Genomic DNA, 19,325 nt, shown 5'->3' on the forward strand with positions numbered 1-19,325 from the left:
TTATTTAAAAGTATTAGCCAAAGTAGCCACCATCGCCGCAATAGTCGCAGTCGTGGAGCTCAGACCCATAATCTCGGAAAGCTGGAGACGCTTCCTCTCAGACTTCGTGGGAACCACAATCTCACAACCCGGCTGGATTAAATCACTGTCACTCTTCTTAGCACGGGCTACCGTACCATTCAGATAAATGATGTATGCTTTCTTCTTTTTCGCATTTTCGCCATAACCACCTGCCATATTGATATAATGTTTCAGCTTGGCATCTTTCTCCCAGGTTACTGTATTAGGATACATCACTGAACCGCTGATCTTCACCGTATTGACGTATTCAGGAATATAAACGATATCTCCCTCACGCAGGACAATGTCATAGTCACTTCCCGGATTAAACAGAGCCTTTTCCATATCGATGCCTACTGCATAAGTCTCAGAGATGGCAAGCTTGTCCACAGAGATGCTATCCTTCCCCTCACCACCCTGAGCTATGCGAAGCACATCCGTCTCACGCCGACGTTCCTCATCATTGCGCTTGCGAATCAAACGTCCCCCCTTTATATATGCCGCCGGAGTAATTCCGCCTGCACGACCTATCACATCACTCAGACGTTCATTCTTTTTCAACAACGAATAGCTGCCGCTGAAAAGCACCTCACCCGCAATTGTCACCATGCGCTGAACTTGGTAGGCAGGACTGCGACGAACTTGGACTACATCGAAAGGTTGCAGGTAGAAACTACCGGCACCCGTCAGAAGACCGTCCTTGATGTCAAAGGTGAATGTCTCCGCAAGCTTGCTGCTGTAGGCAGTACTCTTGGGATCCTTGATGCGGCGCGTCACGCTCACACAGGTAGTGGCGGCAGCCTCAGTAAGACCTCCCGCCTGGACAATCATATCCTCTATCGTTAAGTTGTCGGAGTACAGGAAAGTACCGGGATTGAGCACCTCACCATAAATGGAGACCGTCTCGCTCTCCTTCAGGTCATGGATACCGGGAACATACAGATGGTCGTTCTTCTGAAGGGGTATATCAGAAACCGTACCGTTCATGATACCCTCTAGATCAACGGCAACCATTTCGTGCGTAAGATCTTCACGCTCACGGTCCAGAAGGACCCGGGCAAGGAAAGCATCTCCCCGGAGTCCCTCAGCCTTCTTTATCAGCTGCTTCACCGTATTCACCTCACCGTCCAACTGATAAAGCCCCGGACGATAGACGGCACCACTGACCTCAACCTTGTTCTCAAAACGGTCGAGTACGGCGTCAACCGTCATTAAGTCACCGTCGTCTAAACGGAATACAGAATAGTCCATCTCATCCACATTATATACTTGATGTTCACGTCCGCTTTTACGGATGATGCGTACAGCCTTCTTATAGGCATCTCCCATAAAGCCACCCGCATACTTCAGTAAGGAAGCAACCGTCTCGGCAGGCTTCATTTCATAATACATGGGACGTTTCACCTTACCTACTATCTCGACCAACGACTGGTAGGGACTCACGATAATCACATCGCCCTCCTGCAGACGGACATCGTCATTCATCTTGCCCTGCATGATGAACTCATAGACGTCCAAATGCTCTATCGTCTCTCCGTTACGAACCAGACGGATGTCACGCAAGCTACCGATATTATTCACACCACCGGCACGGTACAAGGCATGGAAAACCGTAGAAAAAGCCGAAAGTGTATAAGTACCCGGCACCGTGACCTCACCCATAATATGAATCTGAATGGTACGTATATCGCCTAAAGTCAGACGGATCTGTGAATTGGGATCCCCCCCTCCGATACCGGAATAGATCTTGGACAGTTCCCGTTGCAGATAAGCGTTGGCTTCTTTAACAGTCATGCCGTTCAGATAAACGGGACCGAGGTCTTTCACCTGGATACTCCCCTCGGGACTGATGGTCTGGCGGATGGTATTCTCGGAAGCTCCCCAGATATCTATGATCACCTCGTCACCGGGCCCCAGCCGATAATTTGCCGGAGTAGCCAAATTCACACTAGGTTCAAAGGAGAGATTACGGTTCTGGAACAGATTATGACCGAAAATCTGTATGCCGGCAGCCTCAGGGGCGGACTGGCTTTCAAGTCTCTCATCAACAACCGCTTTCTGGTCATCCAGTTCGGCAGCCTCGTAGGATTCTCCCACAGCAACCGAACGCTTGCGCATCTGTGAGGGAGCTTCGGAACCCGGGACAGCAACACCCGAGTTCTCATATTTATCCTTGATGCGGAGCACCTGTTCGCGGGTCACACCACGGCGCAACAGTTCGGCAGTCATCTGCTTCTGAGATTTTCCGGCTGCCTGTGCTTGTTTCACATATTCAACCACTTGCTCGTCGGACATGCGCTGGGCATAGGCAGAACCGAAGAAAATAAAAAGACATAAAATCAGAAATAAGATTCGACGCATAATTTAATGTTTGTTAGATTCTTATATGTCACACACTGAAAAAATCAAACTAATCCGGGAAGGTGGAACCAAAGGTGATTTATATTTATTACTTCGCGTAGTAATGAAAGAGTTAGTACCACGCTTCCCGGATATTCAATAGATATTGGGCATCTACTAAAGGGGGTATAACCCACTTTGAGTTATATTTTTAATCAAATAATAAGTTATTTTACTATATTCATTGGCAGAAATGCCATATAATCCGTTTCTCTGGAGGCTATTTTTCGTAATACAATGCGTGGAATCCTTTTCACTCATTACATGAATATATCACTTGTATGTTTAGCTCTATATGCCTTTAACTTTTCCCGTGTCTCTTACATTCTCCACTCCATTTCTTTTTTTGCCTTGCGAGAAAACTTTCACCTGTTTTAGTCCTCAAGATATTCCCACGGATAGGGATTGTCAACTACATTCCGGAATTCCTCGACAGCTTCCTGCTGTTCGGCAGTGAGCGATGCGGAGTCCCAGGAAGAAATAATCTTCCGGGCTTCGTCGACCAGGAGCTCATCGAACACTTCTCCATAACAGGCAGTAAGCAGACGGAGTTTCAACAGCGAAGCGGGAAGGGTATCAAGGAGATTCCAACAACGGTTTAATATCTCCTGGAGGTGATCCTGCTTCTCGCCATGGTCAATGAACGATGCGTTATAACCCATCAAGAGAGCAAGACAGACGTTTGCCTGTTCTTCCGTAGTAGTACCTCGAGCACTGGAACCATACAAAGCCGCAGTCAAGCGGTAAACCTCACCGTTGCGGCGGGAAAGGTCATCACTATAGATAGGACTACCGTCCATACCTAAATACATCAGTTCGTGCGCAGCACGCTGGAGATTAATTGCTTCTTCGAAAAGGGAGGAGGACATTTTTTGAATTATGAATTGTAAACTATGAGTTGTAAATTATGAATTATAATTCAGCCGATCACTTCTATAAGGTCCGGATGGATGGTGGCCATGGCAACAGCAATGACACCTTGTATCTCTATAACCACACGACGGTCACGTGCACCCTTTACTTTCAGAAAAATACCCTCCTGACCTGTAAAGTCGCCACCCGTAATACGGACTCTAGTTCCTTTCGACAGATTCAACTCTTCGGGCTGGAAATAAAGCAAATGGTCGTTATAGGTTCCGGCAACGGCGATGAAGCGCTGCATCTCATGGTCGGGAATAATTATCTTCTGACCACTGCGAGTATCGGTTATATATTGCAAATAAGTAATTTGAGACTTAACACGTTGTACGTCGGAAGGACGTGCATGGACAAAAACCAGATTACGGATGACGGGAACCAAAGTACGGACTTTCTTACCCTTACGGATACTTACCTTATATTGCATGGGGACAAAACAGCCGAGGTTCTCCTTCTCGAGAAGATGCACCGCATCAAGCTCTCTGCGGTATGTGGCACGCATGGCATGCCAGACTTCAACCTCGTTATCCGTTTCCATTTTCGTTGTTTTGTTCACAAAAGAGTGTTCCTCTGGGGCTTTGAACCCTCGGTATATACCTGGTATCCAATCATTTGCGAGCACCTTATTAAAATACAGCAAGCATTGTGCCCTTCTTGCCAACAGTTTTTTTGCAGTTCGTCATTACCTTCTGGTAAGAGACTATAAACGAGCGGATTACAAACAAAAAGCGTTTTTTAAACGTTCGTTTAATGGACGCAAAGATAAGACTGTTTTTTATATCCTCAAAATGTTTAATAAAAATATTTTGGAAAACCCATCGTATCTCAGTTTAATCTACAGTAATTCAGTATGTTAAGTATCTTATTTAATATTTAAAATTTCCATTCCCTTTTATTAACTCATTCCCTATTTCATTTCCTGAAATTTGACGTCCATTAAACGAACGTTTAAAAAACACTTCCAAGTCAAAGTCATTTCCATTTATATATCAACGCATTAACCCATCATAAAGATAAAACCCAGCTTTTTATCTCCATCCTTACTCCGCAAAAACAAAAAACTTGATATACCTTTGCATTTATTTTACAAACTACAGTAATTTTAATTATTAACCCAAAAACATTAGAAAATGAAGGCAAAAGAGACACTCCAAAGTAAGGAAAAAAAACAAAAAGAGACACCCTTAAAACGGATGTAAAGCACGGCATATCAGCTCCTAAAGCAGGAGTAGGACGTCCCTCAAGCGGGGAGGTTATGGGAATATTGCCACAATATAGGAAAGAAGTCATTAAAGACATCATCCTATGGAGAAAATCAAGATACTTTATAGAAGAAAAGCCGACAAGCAACAAGGCATTGGCACAATGGGCATACTCACATTTCGACTTTAGAACGCCAGACTATAAAAGACTGTCAGAAAACACTATAATACAAGAGTTCGGTGAAGTGTGGCGGGAAATGAAGGTAGCAGGAGAGATATAGGGAATAAAACAAAAAAGGGCAGAAACCACGAAACTTATTGACAACAATTAAATATAAACAACTTAAGGAATAAACCACTTATCTTTGCCGCCACTTTGGTAAGGATGAAGCCACACCGCCTATAGATGCCGCTTTCTCAACGAATGCGGCATCTTTTTTATATACAAGCGTACCTCCTGCCAAACTAATACAATTATTAATTTTAAAGACAACAAGATGAGAAAGTCGACAAAGAACGCTTCACTTCACGAAGCACTGAGAAACCTATGGAAAATACGTATCATGCTGGAAAAGAACTACACGGAAACATGCGCCACATGGATGGCCCAACGGATAGAAAGCCTGATAGACCACATGCAATACGGACACGCACTCATAGCCTACCACAAGCAGGACGGGACATTCAGGCTGGCGAAAGCCACCTTACTGCCCTACAAGGCAGACTTCAGAAAAGATTATGACATCACAAGAGTGACAAGCACCATAGCCTTCTGGGACGTGGAACTGCAGGCATGGAAAACCTTCCAGCTGGAAAACGTCCTCGAATGGAGCCCCATATGCTAACCATTAACCATTAATCACTAATCATTAAACACTAAAAACAATGGCCATGATGTATGGGGGAATGCTATATTTCCCCCTCAAAGTAAATCTATTCGAAGAGATAGCAGTGGAACTGGTGGAAGCCAAGTTCGGACTGAAAGGAACCGCAGCGGTAATGAAACTGCTGTGCAAGATACATAAGGAAAACGGATATTACCTGAAATGGAACGCGGAGCAATGCACACTGTTCACAAACAAGGCGGGAAAGGACATCAACGAGCAGGAGATGCAGGGAATCGTGGACATCCTGGTGGAGAAAGCCTTTTTCGACCCCAAAACCTATAAGGAGCAAGGGGTGCTGACCTCTACCGAGATACAGAAAATATGGCTGGAAGCCACCAAAAGAAGAAAAAGGGACCTCACCACCCTACCCTATCTGCTGGTAGAGACGGAGGAAGATAAACCGGACAAGGACGAGACTTGTACGCAAAAACGGGAAAATTGTACGCAGGATGCGGACATTTTCCCCGAAAATGCATACAATTCCAAACAAAGCAAAGAAAGCAAAGTAGAAGAAAGCAAAGCAAAAGAAAGTAAAGCACTTCCCCCTCTTACTCCCCCGGGGGAAAGCGGAGGAGCGCAGGGAAATCCTGATTTAGACATTCCCGGATATGCCTACAACAGGAATACGCACAACCTGGAATGCCTCATGCTGAATCTGGAAAAGCTCTACATCACCGACCGGGAGGAAATCAGGAAGATTCTGAAGTTATCGGACTACGGCAGGCTGGGAAACTACGTCTGGAAAATATTCAATGGAACAAACTGGAACAAGGTGAACAGCAAGGGAGGGTACATCATCTCGGTACTGGCAAGGGAGAAGCGGAGTACGGGAAGCTGATTCCACAGGGCACAAGCTATCAATAACATGTCATGCAGGAAATCAACAACGTGTGATACAAAAAACAAATATCGTGTCGGCAGGATATTAATTCCTTGCCGACACGATATTCATTCCTTCTTCGTCCTTAAAATTGTGACTTATAATTATGCCGGTATTCAGTGCAAAACCTCTGCAATTCAATAAAAAATGGCTGGAACACAGCAAACAGTTCCTCATCGTGCTCTTCAAGGTAACGAATAGCCTTGTCTACGGATATATCAATATGATGATATTCCACCATGATGTTCAAAGACTCTCTTATTCCGTTCAGAGTGGCGTATTTCCGCAAACGGTCGGTCAGGATAAAATGCCAGATGAAACGTTTGAACCGTACCGGAAGATAGCGGTAATTGATGAGGAGGGAAAGATAGAAAGTCCGGGTATACCTCCTCAAGGAAACTCCGGAGAACGACTCGAAACGGGAAGCCAGCAAATAATCGAAATAAATATCCAGCAATACCCCCGAATAGCGTCCGAATTCAGGTTGAAGCCTATGCACCACCTCGCAAACTGCCGGATGATGGTCGGTATAGTCGTCAATAGCGCGGTGAAGCTGAATACCCTTGGCTATATCCGGCGGATAATTCTTATAGGAGCTTCCCTTTACAGCATCGCCTACAAAATTGCCCAACTGTACTTTTCTGTTCGGACCGGAAAGGAATACATGTGCCAGATAGTTCATGACAAAAGATTTACCAGCTCCTTGCAAAGACACTCCTTCACCTCTTCCATCGGCACCTCGTGTCCCAGCTCTTTCTGCAAAGAAGTGACACCCTTGTCTATGAATCCGCAGGGATTGATATAGCTGAAATAACGTAAATCGGTATTCACATTCAGTGCCAATCCATGCATGGTGACAAAATGGCTGCTGCGCACGCCGATGGCACAAATCTTACGGGCACGGGGAGTATCGCCCTCCAGCCATACGCCCGTTGCCTTCTCCAGGCGTCCGGCCGCGATGCCAAACGAAGCACAAACACGGATTACCGCCTCTTCCAACAGATGCACATATTCCTTCAACCCCAAAGAAAAGTCGTCAAGGTTCAGAATAGGATAGCAGACCAACTGTCCCGGACCATGATACGTAATGTCTCCGCCACGGTCAATATGATAGAGTGTAGCCCCTATCCTGCGCAGTTGTTCTTCTCCCAGCAGCATATTCCTTTCTTTTCCGCTACGCCCCAATGTATAGACATGGGGATGCTCGCAGAGCACAATATGATTGACATAGCACTCTCCTGCCTGCTTGGCATGTACAAGTGCGTCAAACCATTCCGTCTGCCGGCTCCATGCTCCGGCATAAGGAATCATGTTCCAATCTGATATTTCCAGTTTCATGCAAGCAAATATAGCACTTTTTTGAATTCTAAAAAGAACATTTCATTTTAAAAACAGAATGTCTTCCGTTACTTTTTTCCCGGAAAAGAATTACCTTTGTGCGAACTCTAAACGACAAAGCGTATGGAATTTCCCCAAGTCGACCTGCCAGTAGACATGATTGCATGGACTGAAGTAACGGAAGACATTCTAAACATATACAAACAGTCGTGCCGCCTGAAAGCATGCATCTTTGCACTATGCATAGAAGGTTCCATCACGGTATCCATCAACTTGATGGATACGGAAATCAAGCAAGGGGATTTTATCACCCTGCTTCCCGGAACCATCATACAGTTTTACGAACAAAAGGAAAAAGTGTGCCTGGGATTCGTGGGGTTTTCTTCCCATTGCCTCAATGGAGTCAACCTCATCCAGTCTACATTGAGCTCCTTCTCCAACATACTGGAGTATCCGGTACTGGCTGTCAACCCTACCGTCGCCTCCTATTTCAAGGACTATTTTGCCTTATGGGCACGCATCACGACCGGTCCCTATCCTCCCGATACAAAAATGGCTCAAAGCACATTGAACTTGCTCCTCAGCGGCATAGACAGAATGTATTGCCACCGTCCGCAGATGCAAAAAGGGAACAAGAGCCGGAAAGAGGAAATATGCCGCGAACTGGTGCAGCTCGTCATCGAAAACTATACCCGCGAACGCCGCGCGCAATTCTATGCCGACAAACTGGGCATCTCCCTGCAACACCTCAGCACCACCGTGAGGCAGGTGACCGGCAGAAATGTATTGGACATCATCGCCCACGTCGTCATCGTAGACGTGAAAGCCAAGCTGAAATCAACCAACATGACCATTCAGGAGATTGCCTATTCCCTGAACTTCCCCAGTGCTTCCTTCTTTGGAAAATACTTCAAGAGGCACATGGGCATGAGTCCGCTGGAGTATAGGAACAGCTGAGAATACAGCCGTCAGAACCTGGAACTCAGACGAAGGCTGCTCAAAGCCACGGATACACAGGAAAGAGCCATGGCAGCACCTGCCAGCGCAGGACTCAGCAGGATGTCATAGACGGGATAGAGTACTCCGGCCGCGACAAAGATACCCACTGTATTATAGATGAAAGCCCAGAACAGATTCCGGTACATGAGGCTCACAGTCTGGCGAGACAACCGGAAAACTTTGGGCAACAGCAGCAGGTCTGAAGTCCTGAGAGTAATCATGGCGGTGTCCATCAACGTATCGGTCCCCTTTCCCATGGCAATGCTTACATCAGCACAGCTCAAGGCTTGCGCATCGTTCACGCCGTCACCTACCATGGCGACCGTTTTACCCTGAAGCTGCAGCTTATGGATGAAATCCTCTTTGTCGTCGGGCATGGCATCAGCCACAAAACGCATGATACCCAAACTGCCGGCCACGGAAGAAGCTGTACGCTCACCGTCTCCCGTAAGCATGCATATCTCGATGTCCTGGATACGCAGTTCCCGGATAGCTTCCATAGAAGTCACCCGCAACTGGTCCTTGATGGCAATAACGGCAAGTAAATCGTTCTCACGCCCAAAGTAGACAATACTGTTTCCGTCCGATTCATATTGTGTCAGCATATCGGCCAGGATATCCGACAAATTGGCTTGATAATCTTTCAGCAGTTTATGGCTTCCTACCCAATATTCCGCACCCTGATAGGCCACTCTGACACCTTTTCCGGTAATGTTTTCAAAACCGTCCAGGTGGGCAGGGATAACCTGCTCCTCCCCTTCCAGGGCCGTAACGATTGCTTCTGCCAGAGGATGGTCCGAAGTAGACTCGGCAGCAAGCAGTACATCTTTATAATGCTCCTCCTGCCCTTGCGCCCACAGCCAGCCTATTACCGTAGGATGTCCTTCTGTCAAGGTCCCGGTCTTGTCGAATACCACCACATCCACATTGCGCATCTGCTCTAAAGCGGAAGTGTCCCTGATAAGGATATGATTGCGGGCAGCTTTATTAAGGCCCGCCGCCAAAGCTACTGGAGTGGCCAGCCCTACCGCACACGGACAAGCCACCACCAATACGGACAAAGCGGCAAACAGACCGTGTGACACTACATCTATGCCTCCGAAGAACACCCATATAAAAAAGGTCAGCAGGGAAATGATGAGAATGACCGGGACAAAAAGCTCGGCAACGCGGTCGTCAATGCGTTGCTTCTCCGGCAGTACGCGGGCTGCGTTATGCTGCCAGCCTCCCAACCGGCAGATAGCCGCCGACACATTTCGCCGGGCACGTTCCTCCATAAACTCGCCGGTCAGGGAAAAGGCGATGATGACGGCGGCAACCCCATAATAGACATGCGGTTCCAGCCCGATGCCCAGCCAATAATCCGGGAAGAAAGTGTTGAACACACTGAACAGAAAAGCCACAGAGGTGGTAAGCGCCACCAGACGGTCTATATTGTTGCGGCCCGACCGGGTTCCCTTCCAGGCACCGGCATAAAAAGGAGCGCCGAAAAACAGCAGTACCGGAATTGCCAGTACCATCTGTATTTCACGGGTATAGGGTACATGCACAAAGACTGTAGAAAACAGTATCAGTACGATGGCAAAAAGCCATGCACCGACGACGCGCAATCCCGTGCTGTGCATATCCGGCACGGGATGTGCCTTAGTAATTATATTGCTCATTCGATTTATTTTTTAGATGGTTGTTGTTCCGCTTTAATAAAGCAACAACTGGAATGAGCAGTTTGTTCAATTACTTCTTATCGTCCTGCTTGGTTTCCTTGACAAACTCCGCTTCATAATGGAACTTTTGGAAACCTTCTTTCAACTTTTCCACATTGGTCTTGTCGGCATCATACGTGATGGTTACCGTCTTTGTCTTCAGGTCTGTGTGGAAGTCCTTCAGTCCCTTCTCAAAACGGATGTTATTGTTTATCTTCCTTACACAGTTCTCACACTTCATCTGTGCCACCTTGAACACGGCTGTACGGATGTCTTTTGCCATTGCGGCAGATGCACAGAAGAGTACAACTGCCAAAGTCATTAAAAATCTTCTTGTTTTCATTGTTTCGCTATTGATTTAATAAATAATATTATATTCTCGGCAAGTTAAAACGAACACCTACATAGGCTTTTGCTCCATGCATGGGTCCCCACACCATCGTAGCGTCAAAGTTGCTTCCCCAGGGATTGGAAGCATCAATGATGGGGTTTTTCTGCTTGAAGTTTGTCAGGTTCTCGCCACCGACGTATATAGACCAGCGACGGAAATAGCGCGTCACCTGGGCACTCAACTGCTCGAAGCCGCCATAGCGCCTTTCCCACGACCAGTTGCCGTCTGTCAGTTCGTATGGAGCCGGCATGCGCCCGCCACCGTTCAGTTGCAAAGTCACATCAAACTGCCACAATCCCAAAGGTGTCTGATAAGAAGCCGTCAGCAAACCTTTATACTTGCTGGTAAGGGGTTTCTCCATCAGCTCTCCGTTGTAATTCGTTTTGGCATCCGTCCAACGGTAAGCCGCGGTAAAGGTGAAACCCGGGAAGAACGGATAGCTTGCCTCCACCTGCACTACCTGCGAATAGGAACGGCCGTGAAGGTTGTAGAACAGAACGGCATGCGGGTCCGTATCCATATCCACCACCACCTGCTTGCGGAAATCCGTGTAATAGTATTCCGCATTCAGGTTCAAGGTTTTGCCGAACAAGGGAATATAGGTGGAAGTGCTTGCGCCATAGTTCCAAGCCTCATTCTGGTCAAGACGTTTGGCGATGTCTATCCGGCGGCTGCTTGCCAGCAGGTAGTTATTCTCGGCCAGCACATGGTTCGTGCGGTATCCCTTTCCTGCCGAAAGACGGAAATGTACATACTCGTTGGGATTGTACTTCACATGGAAACGCGGAGTGACGAAATAGCCGTACTCGCTGCTATGGTCGCCGCGGATGCCACCCATCAGCACCAGTTTATCGTCCCAGTTGTAGGTGTACTGCACGTAGGCGCCGGGGACGGCTTCTTTGGTGAATTTCTTCGTCAAAGGCTGTGCGGCGTCATTGTCCAGGCGGTAGTGCTGGTCGTAGGAGTCATAGTTGAAGCTCAGTCCGGCAGAAAGGCTTTGACGCTTGGTCAGTTCCGTCTCGAACAGCAAGGAGGCATAAGCGTTGTGCTGGTCCACATCGTAGATTTTCCGTCCGTACAAGGCATCCTGCTTGTGCAGGGAGCCGGAAAGAATCAATGCCAGGTTGGTGTTCTTCTCCTTATTAAATATATAGGCGTTCTTGGTGAAGGCTTCGTAGCGGTCGGTACCTATACTTATCTTATAAGGGTCTGCCAGGGACGTTTTGCCATGGCTGACTTGCCCGCTGTTGCGGTCTTCTGTAAGCACTTTGATGCCTGCCTGGAAGACGTAGCGGTCGCCCATGTATGCCCAGCGGTTCCAGAGGTTGTACTGCTCCACACGGGGGATGTCGGCAAAGCCGTCGTCGTTGCTGTCGTGAGCTTTGGTCTCATTCTCGTAATGCGCCAGCAAAGAGGTGCTCCAACGTTTGGAGAGTTTCACCGTGGCATCGGCATTGGCTTCATAACGGTTGGTGCTGCTGGCAAAGAGGTTGGCGGAAAACCAATCGGCTTCGGGCAACTGGGGTTTCTTGAATTCCACATTGATTTGTCCCGTGATGGCCTCATAGCCGTTCTTCACGGATGAACTGCCCTTGCTCACCTGAATACTCTGCATCCATGGCCCGGGTACATAACCCAGTCCGTAGGGGGCGGCAGAGCCGCGGTAGTTGGGGATATTCTCCGTCATCATTTGCACATACGTACCGGACAAGCCGAGAAGCTTGATTTGCTTAGCACCGGTGGCGGCATCAGAGTAGGTGACGTCCACCGAGGGATTGGTCACAAAACTCTCTCCCAGGTTACAGCAGGCGGCACGACTCAACTCGGCGCTACTTATCATATCTTCATTCATCACACTGTTGCGCAGCTTCATGGTGCCCAACTTACGGCTGACCACATTCACCTCGCTCAGTTCCACCCCTTCGCGCAAGACAATGTCGAGCGTCTCATTGCGGTTACTGACGTGTATCGTATCGTTCTCAAAACCGATAAAGCTGACTACAAGCATATGCTTGTCATTGGGTTTGGACAAGGAGAAAGTACCGTCCGCCGAAGTGGTGGTACCTTGGGTGGTTCCCTGCCAGAAGAGGTTGGCACCCGCAATCGGGTCGCCCAAATTATCCTTTACCGTTCCCTTTACCTGCGCCTGCAAGGCGGTGAAAGAGAACAGAAGAATGGCTATCAAACTATATTTCATTTCTGTTTTATACTTAAAGAAGTGATTAAAAAACAAACAGTTCCCTCCGGGCAATCCAGGTCATTGCCCCGTATAAAACAACACTAAATGAGAAGCGTGGAATAGAGCGCCAGATAATGACGCGAGCCGACGACATATGGCGGTGCTCCTGAAACAACTCTCGGAGTACAAGCCACCTGCGGCAAGGAGTGATCAAACAGCGGCAGTTGCTCGCAAAACAGTATAAGGAATGGCACGAACGAAACAGACTCGTGTGCATGCTTCACGAAATCCACCTTGTAGTAGACGGCTGTACAGCCGGTATCCTTGCATGTTTTTTGTGAACCACGATGTGCATGATGGCATTTGGAACAGCCGGAGGTGCAGCAACTTTGTGTCGTCTCGCATACGGCACAGCAATACTGAACTACAGAAATCCCCACTCCGCTTATAATGATAAGGGAGGAAAAGAGTACAGCCAGTATGTAACGGGGTTCCTTCATAAGCGCTGCAAAGATAGAAAGTTTTAATCGTTTGCCGGAATTAATTTTTCCTTTTTTATGTGTGCAGTTCGTTAATAAGTTCTATATTTGTCGATAAAGTTTTTTGATTGATATGTTGATTTATAAACGAAATTCAATATGAAAAAGCAAACTGTCAGCCTACTTGTCCTTCTGCTTGCGGCAAGCGGCTTTTTCTTTTCCTGCGGTAACACCGTGAACAAAAACGCATACGCGTTGGAGTTCGACAGTATACAAGTAAACGAAACCGTACATCTCTTCGGAGACACAGCCAAGCCGGCCTGCAACCTCATCCTCAACGTTGCCTACGCCAGCCAGTCATCCGACGTGAGGCTGAAAGACAGTCTGAACGCCTTCTTCCTCTCTGCCTGCTTCGGCGACAAGTACATGGCGATGACACCCGAAGAAGCTGTCAAGAAATATACGGAGAAATATGTCGGCGACTACCGCAATGACCTGGAGCCGATGTACAAGAAAGACGAGGAGGACAAACAGGACGAGCAGAGTATAGGAGCTTGGTATTCCTATTATAAAGGAATCGAAAGCCATGTGCAGTTGTGCAATACCTTGATACTGACCTACCGTATAGATTACAACGAATATACCGGCGGCGCACACGGCATCTATATGTCCACCTTCCTCAACCTCGACCTAAAGACCCTAAGCCCCATCCGCCTGGACGACCTCTTTGAAGGCGACTATAAGGAAGCGCTGACCGACTTGCTTTGGAAACAGCTGATGGCAGACAACAACGTCAGCACCCGCCAAGAGCTGGAGGACATGGGTTACGCCACCACCGGTGACCTGGAGCCTATCGAGAATTTCTACCTGGACCCAACGGGAATCACCTTCTATTATAATGTATATGAAATTGCCCCATACGTAATGGGAGCAACCAAAATCACGTTGTCTTATGAGGACATAGCCCCTCTGATGAACGGTAAATTCATTGTATTGAGCAGCGCTATAAAAACAGACGGTGAATAGGAACTGTAATCAATTGTCTATCAACATAAAATTCACAATGGATTTAATACTCAAATATTTCCCGGACCTGACGGAAGAACAGAAACGGCAGTTTGCCGCACTCTACGACCTCTATCTGGACTGGAACTCTAAGATTAATGTCATTTCACGCAAAGATATAGAGAACTTGTACGAACACCATGTGCTGCATTCTCTGGGCATAGCCAAGGTAATCAGGTTCAGACCGGGGACACAAATTATGGACCTCGGCACGGGAGGAGGCTTTCCGGGAATCCCGCTTGCCATCCTTTTCCCCGAAGTACAATTCCATCTGGTGGACAGCATCGGAAAGAAAGTACGCGTAGCCTCCGAAATAGCCAACAGCATCGGGCTGAAAAACGTCACCTTCCGCCATGCCCGCGCAGAAGAGGAAAAAGGGAAGTTCGACTTTGTGGTGAGCCGTGCCGTGATGCCACTGACAGACCTACTGAAGATTATCCGCAAGAACATCTCCTCCAAACAGCAGAATGCATTGCCCAACGGACTGATTTGCCTCAAGGGGGGCGAATTGGGAAACGAAACCATGCCCGTCAAGAACAAGACTACGCTGTGGGACCTGAAGGAGTTCTTTGAAGAGGAGTTCTTCGAGACAAAGAAAGTAGTATATGTAGGGGGATAAATCTAAATACATAATATGAAAATAAAGAGATTTGAGTTTAATATGTTCCCGGAGAACTGTTATGTGCTTTGGGACGAAACCAATGAAGCGGTCGTCATTGACCCGGGCTGTTTTTATGAAGAAGAAAAGCAGGCCTTGAAAAACTTCATTACCAAGAATGGGCTGAATGTGAAACATCTGCTGAATACCCATCTGCATCTGGACCATATCTTCGGCAATCCTTTCATGCTGAAAGAGTTCGGTCTGAAGGCCGAAGCCAACCAGGCCGATGAGTTCTGGATTGACGAAGCGCCGAAACAAAGCCGCATGTTCGGCTTCCAGCTGCAGGAAGCCCCCGTGCCTCTGGGCACTTATCTGCACGATGGAGACATCATCACCTTCGGCAATACGAAACTGGAAGCCATCCATGTGCCGGGACACTCGCCGGGCAGCCTGGTGTACTATTGCGCGGCAGACCACTGCATGTTTTCGGGGGATGTGCTGTTTCAAGGCAGCATCGGCCGTGCCGACCTTGCCGGCGGCAACTTCGACGAACTGATAGAGCATATTTGCAGCCGTCTGTTCATCCTGCCCAACGACACGATTGTCTATCCCGGACACGGAGCACCGACTACCATAGGAATAGAAAAAGCGGAGAATCCGTTCTTCCGGTAAATATACAGCAAACTTTTAAATCATTACAGCCATGAAAAACGACCTATTGGCCTACCGCCACATCGGCATCAGCGAAAAAGACGAGGAGAAGATGCTCCAAAAAATAGGAGTGAAAAGCCTGGACGAGCTGATTGATAAAACCATTCCTGCCAACATCCGCCTGAAAGAACCGCTGGCTCTGCCCAAGACAATGACGGAGTACGAATTCGGACAGCACATTGCAGGACTGGCTGCCAAAAACAAACTTTACACAACCTATATCGGTATGGGATGGTACAATACCATCACTCCTGCCGTTATCCAACGGAATGTATTCGAGAACCCCGTTTGGTACACTTCCTATACCCCCTATCAGACCGAAGTCTCACAAGGACGCCTGGAAGCCCTAATGAACTTCCAGACTGCCGTATGTGACCTCACCGGCATGCCCCTTGCCAACTGCTCCCTGCTGGACGAAGCGACTGCCGCAGCCGAAGCCGTGACGATGATGTACGCCCTGCGTCCGCGCGACATGCAGAAATCGGGTGCCAACGTGGTATTTGTAGACGAAGCCGTCTTCCCGCAGACACTGGCGGTAATGACTACTCGCGCCATTCCGCAAGGTATCGAGCTGCGTATAGGAAAATACCATGAAATGGAATTCACGCCGGACATCTTCGCCTGCGTACTGCAATATCCCAACGCCGCCGGCAACGTGGAAGATTATCGCGCCTTCGTGGAAAAAGCCCATGCGGCCAACTGCAAAGTGGCCGTTGCCGCCGACATTCTGAGCCTCGCCCTGCTCACCCCTCCGGGAGAATGGGGAGCTGACATCGTCTTCGGAACCACACAACGGCTCGGTACACCGATGTTCTACGGCGGGCCGTCGGCAGCCTACTTTGCCACCCGCGACGAGTACAAGCGCAATATGCCGGGACGCATCATCGGCTGGTCGAAAGACAAATACGGCAAGCTGTGCTACCGCATGGCGCTGCAAACCCGCGAGCAACATATCAAGCGTGAAAAGGCGACTTCCAACATCTGTACCGCGCAGGCACTGCTGGCTACAATGGCAGGATTCTATGCCGTATATCATGGTCCGGAAGGCATCCGCACCATTGCAGAACGCATCCACAGCATTGCCGTATTCCTGGAAGAAAGTATCAACAGACTGGGGTACAAGCAGGTCAATGCACAATATTTCGACACGCTCCGCTTTGCACTGCCCGACACCATTTCGGCACAGCAGATACGTACCATCGCTCTAAGCAAGGAAGTGAACCTGCGTTATTTCAAGAATGGAGATGTAGGCATGAGCATTGACGAAACTACGGATATAGCTGCCGTCAATGTACTGCTCTCCATCTTTGCCATTGCCGCCGGAAGGGATTGGGAAAAGACAAGCGACGTACCCATGGCAAGTAGCATCAGCGCGGAGATGAAGCGCCAAAGCGCCTATCTGACACACGAAGTATTCAACAAATACCATACGGAAACGGAGATGATGCGCTACATCAAGCGCCTCGATCGCAAGGACATCTCACTGGCACACTCCATGATTTCCCTCGGCTCGTGCACCATGAAACTGAATGCCGCCGCAGAGATGCTGCCGCTCAGCCGTCCGGAATTCATGAACATGCATCCCCTGGTGCCCGAAGACCAGGCCGAAGGTTACCGCGAACTGATAAGCAACCTCAGTGAAGAGCTGAAAATCATTACCGGCTTTGCCGGCGTCAGCCTGCAACCCAACTCCGGTGCGGCAGGCGAATATGCCGGACTCCGCGTCATCCGCGCCTATCTGGAAAGCATCGGGCAAGGACACCGCAACAAGGTGCTGATACCGGCATCCGCACACGGCACCAACCCGGCATCCGCCATCCAAGCTGGCTTCACCACCGTGACCTGCGCCTGCGACGCACAAGGCAACGTGGATATGGCCGACCTGCGCGCCAAAGCGGAAGAAAACAAGGATGACCTCGCCGCCCTGATGATTACCTACCCTTCCACACACGGTATCTTTGAAACGGAAATTGTGGAAATCTGCCACATCATACACGCCTGCGGTGCGCAGGTATATATGGACGGCGCCAATATGAATGCCCAAGTAGGCTTGACGAATCCCGGCTTTATCGGTGCGGACGTCTGCCACTTGAATCTGCACAAAACGTTCGCCTCTCCTCACGGCGGCGGCGGACCGGGCGTAGGCCCCATCTGCGTGGCAGAGCATCTGGTTCCGTTCCTTCCGGGACACAAATTGTTCGGCAATGCAGCCAACCAGGTGTCCGGAGCCCCCTTCGGCAGTGCAGGTATCCTGCCCATCACCTACGGCTACATCCGCATGATGGGAACAGAAGGGCTGACGCGTGCCACGAAGATAGCTATCCTCAGCGCCAACTACCTGGCCGCCTGCCTCAAGGATACGTATGGCATTGTTTATCGGGGTGCTACCGGCTTCGTGGGACACGAAATGATATTGGAATGCCGCAAGGTGCACGAAGAGACGGGCATCAGTGAAAACGACATCGCCAAACGTCTGATGGACTACGGCTATCATGCCCCCACCCTCTCCTTCCCGGTACACGGCACACTGATGATTGAACCGACGGAGAGCGAAAGCCTTGCCGAACTGGATAACTTCGTGCAGGTGATGCTGACCATCTGGGACGAGATTCAAGAAGTGAAGAACGGCGAAGCCGACAAGACGGACAACGTGCTGGTGAATGCCCCCCATCCCGAATACGAAGTGGTAGCCGACACGTGGGAGCACAGCTATACCCGCCAAAAGGCAGCCTACCCGATAGAAAGCGTGCGCGAAAACAAGTTCTGGGTGAACGTGGCACGTGTAGACAACACGTTGGGAGACCGTAAACTGTTGCCCACATGCTATGGATGCTTCGACTGATGAAAAGAAAGCGTAACGGACTATTTTATAGTAAAAAAGAAGAAACCATCAATTCCATCTCCCATGGCATCGGCATTGCCATGGGAGTAATTGTAAGTACACTATTCCTGATAAAATGCTACCAAGTACAGAATCTTTGGGCAGCATTCGGTGTATGGCTCTATCTGTTCGGCATGGGCGGTTCATATCTTGCCTCCACACTCTACCACTCCCTGAAACATCATAATCCGTGGAAACGACGCTTGCGGCATTGGGACCATGCGGCCATCTATTGGCACATTGCAGGCAGTTACTCCCCCATCACGCTCATTGCATTGAGAGAGGACGGCGGTTGGGGCTGGGGACTGTTCGGCTTCGTCTGGCTATGCGCCATTATCGGCACTGTTGTCAGCTTCCGCAAGATGGAGGAGCACAGTTACGTGGAAACAGTGTGTTACATCCTGATGGGGCTGTCCGTACTGGTAGTATTCAAGCAGCTTTTCGCCCTCTCCCCCACAGCCTGCTACTGGATTATTGCCGAAGGAGTATGCTACATCACGGGAGCCGCCTTCTACTCCTTGCGCAAGGCACGGTACATGCACTCGGTTTTCCATTTCTTTGTATTGGGCGGTTCAGCCTGCCACATGGTGGCTGTATGGGACATACTGGTGAAGATGCTGTAAGCAAACGA

Annotated in this window: 18 protein-coding genes; 9 read left to right on the forward strand and 9 right to left on the reverse strand. The window is 48.8% G+C overall.

From position 1 onward, the window contains the following. The 3 genes from CSD97_RS05345 to CSD97_RS05355 form a co-directional block, all read right to left on the reverse strand. On the reverse strand, nt 1–2,421 hold the full coding sequence (locus tag CSD97_RS05345) for an SLBB domain-containing protein (RefSeq protein ID WP_016273537.1): 2,421 nt from the start codon (nt 2,419–2,421) through the stop codon (nt 1–3). A gap of 413 nt (nt 2,422–2,834) precedes the next feature. Then, nucleotides 2,835–3,329, reverse strand: coding sequence for a UpxZ family transcription anti-terminator antagonist (locus CSD97_RS05350; protein WP_016273536.1), 495 nt, complete (start codon nt 3,327–3,329; stop codon nt 2,835–2,837). A gap of 50 nt (nt 3,330–3,379) precedes the next feature. Further along, nucleotides 3,380–3,916: a UpxY family transcription antiterminator gene (locus CSD97_RS05355; RefSeq protein WP_035457919.1), complete on the reverse strand. Its 537-nt coding sequence runs from the start codon at nt 3,914–3,916 to the stop codon at nt 3,380–3,382. Between the two features lie 717 nt (nt 3,917–4,633). Between CSD97_RS05355 and CSD97_RS18715 the strand changes: the two genes are divergently transcribed. The 3 genes from CSD97_RS18715 (at nt 4,634) to CSD97_RS05365 (ending at nt 6,305) form a co-directional block, all read left to right on the forward strand. Beyond that, a complete protein-coding gene (locus CSD97_RS18715) occupies nt 4,634–4,861 on the forward strand; it encodes a hypothetical protein (protein WP_143272411.1) in 228 nt (75 codons plus the stop codon). A 216-nt stretch (nt 4,862–5,077) separates the two neighbouring features. Then, nucleotides 5,078–5,425, forward strand: coding sequence for an SH3 beta-barrel fold-containing protein (locus tag CSD97_RS05360; RefSeq protein WP_098032049.1), 348 nt, complete (start codon nt 5,078–5,080; stop codon nt 5,423–5,425). 40 nt (nt 5,426–5,465) lie between these two features. Further along, the gene (locus CSD97_RS05365; protein WP_098032050.1) at nt 5,466–6,305 is read left to right on the forward strand and encodes a DUF4373 domain-containing protein; all 840 of its coding nucleotides are present in this window, start codon (nt 5,466–5,468) and stop codon (nt 6,303–6,305) included. Nucleotides 6,306–6,432: 127 nt separating this feature from the next. Here the strand turns inward: CSD97_RS05365 and CSD97_RS05370 are convergent, their stop codons facing one another. Continuing rightward, a complete protein-coding gene (locus CSD97_RS05370; protein WP_098032051.1) occupies nt 6,433–7,029 on the reverse strand; it encodes an ACP phosphodiesterase in 597 nt (198 codons plus the stop codon). Continuing rightward, nucleotides 7,026–7,685 (reverse strand): lipoyl(octanoyl) transferase LipB, encoded by a 660-nt coding sequence (lipB, locus tag CSD97_RS05375; RefSeq protein WP_057281256.1) that lies wholly within the window; start codon nt 7,683–7,685, stop codon nt 7,026–7,028. Before lipB ends, CSD97_RS05370 begins: the two co-directional genes overlap by 4 nt. 123 nt (nt 7,686–7,808) lie before the next feature. Here lipB and CSD97_RS05380 point away from each other — a divergent pair, with 123 nt between their 5' ends. Then, complete coding sequence (locus CSD97_RS05380; RefSeq protein WP_005836344.1) at nt 7,809–8,642, forward strand: helix-turn-helix domain-containing protein; 834 nt, start codon at nt 7,809–7,811, stop codon at nt 8,640–8,642. Between the two features lie 11 nt (nt 8,643–8,653). Here the strand turns inward: CSD97_RS05380 and CSD97_RS05385 are convergent, their stop codons facing one another. The 4 genes from CSD97_RS05385 to CSD97_RS05400 all read right to left on the reverse strand — a co-directional run bounded on the left by CSD97_RS05385 (nt 8,654) and on the right by CSD97_RS05400 (nt 13,457). Next, nucleotides 8,654–10,348, reverse strand: a complete 1,695-nt coding sequence (locus CSD97_RS05385; protein WP_035448221.1) for a heavy metal translocating P-type ATPase — start codon at nt 10,346–10,348, stop codon at nt 8,654–8,656. A gap of 70 nt (nt 10,349–10,418) precedes the next feature. After that, nucleotides 10,419–10,730, reverse strand: coding sequence for a heavy-metal-associated domain-containing protein (locus tag CSD97_RS05390; RefSeq protein WP_035457917.1), 312 nt, complete (start codon nt 10,728–10,730; stop codon nt 10,419–10,421). Between the two features lie 28 nt (nt 10,731–10,758). Next, nucleotides 10,759–12,975, reverse strand: a complete 2,217-nt coding sequence (locus CSD97_RS05395) for a TonB-dependent receptor (RefSeq protein ID WP_098032052.1) — start codon at nt 12,973–12,975, stop codon at nt 10,759–10,761. A gap of 83 nt (nt 12,976–13,058) precedes the next feature. Then, a complete protein-coding gene (locus CSD97_RS05400) occupies nt 13,059–13,457 on the reverse strand; it encodes a hypothetical protein (protein WP_098032053.1) in 399 nt (132 codons plus the stop codon). 138 nt (nt 13,458–13,595) lie between these two features. Between CSD97_RS05400 and CSD97_RS05405 the strand changes: the two genes are divergently transcribed. The 5 genes from CSD97_RS05405 to CSD97_RS05425 are packed head-to-tail and all read left to right on the forward strand — an operon-like array spanning nt 13,596 to nt 19,317. Further along, on the forward strand, nt 13,596–14,462 hold the full coding sequence (locus CSD97_RS05405; protein ID WP_098032054.1) for a DUF3298 and DUF4163 domain-containing protein: 867 nt from the start codon (nt 13,596–13,598) through the stop codon (nt 14,460–14,462). Between the two features lie 37 nt (nt 14,463–14,499). Continuing rightward, the gene (gene rsmG, locus CSD97_RS05410) at nt 14,500–15,120 is read left to right on the forward strand and encodes a 16S rRNA (guanine(527)-N(7))-methyltransferase RsmG (RefSeq protein ID WP_009036902.1); all 621 of its coding nucleotides are present in this window, start codon (nt 14,500–14,502) and stop codon (nt 15,118–15,120) included. 15 nt (nt 15,121–15,135) lie between these two features. Next, nucleotides 15,136–15,774, forward strand: coding sequence for an MBL fold metallo-hydrolase (locus CSD97_RS05415; protein WP_035448216.1), 639 nt, complete (start codon nt 15,136–15,138; stop codon nt 15,772–15,774). A 31-nt stretch (nt 15,775–15,805) separates the two neighbouring features. Next, the gene (gene gcvP, locus CSD97_RS05420; protein WP_098032055.1) at nt 15,806–18,655 is read left to right on the forward strand and encodes an aminomethyl-transferring glycine dehydrogenase; all 2,850 of its coding nucleotides are present in this window, start codon (nt 15,806–15,808) and stop codon (nt 18,653–18,655) included. Continuing rightward, entirely contained in the window at nt 18,655–19,317 is a 663-nt protein-coding gene (locus CSD97_RS05425; protein ID WP_009036899.1) for a hemolysin III family protein, read from the forward strand. Before gcvP ends, CSD97_RS05425 begins: the two co-directional genes overlap by 1 nt. Nucleotides 19,318–19,325: the final 8 nt, after the last annotated feature.

Origin of the sequence: Bacteroides sp. AR29 (genome assembly GCF_900217715.1) — a bacterium.
Lineage (GTDB): Bacteria > Bacteroidota > Bacteroidia > Bacteroidales > Bacteroidaceae > Bacteroides > Bacteroides uniformis.

What these genes read in the sequence shown, in the direction of transcription:
- CSD97_RS05345 (WP_016273537.1), bottom strand. Translation starts at nt 2,421, where the DNA reads ATGCGTCGAATCTTATTTCTGATTTTATGTCTTTTTATTTTCTTCGGT.
- CSD97_RS05350 (WP_016273536.1), bottom strand. Translation starts at nt 3,329, where the DNA reads ATGTCCTCCTCCCTTTTCGAAGAAGCAATTAATCTCCAGCGTGCTGCG.
- CSD97_RS05355 (WP_035457919.1), bottom strand. Translation starts at nt 3,916, where the DNA reads ATGGAAACGGATAACGAGGTTGAAGTCTGGCATGCCATGCGTGCCACA.
- CSD97_RS18715 (WP_143272411.1), top strand. Translation starts at nt 4,634, where the DNA reads ATGGGAATATTGCCACAATATAGGAAAGAAGTCATTAAAGACATCATC.
- CSD97_RS05360 (WP_098032049.1), top strand. Translation starts at nt 5,078, where the DNA reads ATGAGAAAGTCGACAAAGAACGCTTCACTTCACGAAGCACTGAGAAAC.
- CSD97_RS05365 (WP_098032050.1), top strand. Translation starts at nt 5,466, where the DNA reads ATGGCCATGATGTATGGGGGAATGCTATATTTCCCCCTCAAAGTAAAT.
- CSD97_RS05370 (WP_098032051.1), bottom strand. Translation starts at nt 7,029, where the DNA reads ATGAACTATCTGGCACATGTATTCCTTTCCGGTCCGAACAGAAAAGTA.
- lipB (WP_057281256.1), bottom strand. Translation starts at nt 7,685, where the DNA reads ATGAAACTGGAAATATCAGATTGGAACATGATTCCTTATGCCGGAGCA.
- CSD97_RS05380 (WP_005836344.1), top strand. Translation starts at nt 7,809, where the DNA reads ATGGAATTTCCCCAAGTCGACCTGCCAGTAGACATGATTGCATGGACT.
- CSD97_RS05385 (WP_035448221.1), bottom strand. Translation starts at nt 10,348, where the DNA reads ATGAGCAATATAATTACTAAGGCACATCCCGTGCCGGATATGCACAGC.
- CSD97_RS05390 (WP_035457917.1), bottom strand. Translation starts at nt 10,730, where the DNA reads ATGAAAACAAGAAGATTTTTAATGACTTTGGCAGTTGTACTCTTCTGT.
- CSD97_RS05395 (WP_098032052.1), bottom strand. Translation starts at nt 12,975, where the DNA reads ATGAAATATAGTTTGATAGCCATTCTTCTGTTCTCTTTCACCGCCTTG.
- CSD97_RS05400 (WP_098032053.1), bottom strand. Translation starts at nt 13,457, where the DNA reads ATGAAGGAACCCCGTTACATACTGGCTGTACTCTTTTCCTCCCTTATC.
- CSD97_RS05405 (WP_098032054.1), top strand. Translation starts at nt 13,596, where the DNA reads ATGAAAAAGCAAACTGTCAGCCTACTTGTCCTTCTGCTTGCGGCAAGC.
- rsmG (WP_009036902.1), top strand. Translation starts at nt 14,500, where the DNA reads ATGGATTTAATACTCAAATATTTCCCGGACCTGACGGAAGAACAGAAA.
- CSD97_RS05415 (WP_035448216.1), top strand. Translation starts at nt 15,136, where the DNA reads ATGAAAATAAAGAGATTTGAGTTTAATATGTTCCCGGAGAACTGTTAT.
- gcvP (WP_098032055.1), top strand. Translation starts at nt 15,806, where the DNA reads ATGAAAAACGACCTATTGGCCTACCGCCACATCGGCATCAGCGAAAAA.
- CSD97_RS05425 (WP_009036899.1), top strand. Translation starts at nt 18,655, where the DNA reads ATGAAAAGAAAGCGTAACGGACTATTTTATAGTAAAAAAGAAGAAACC.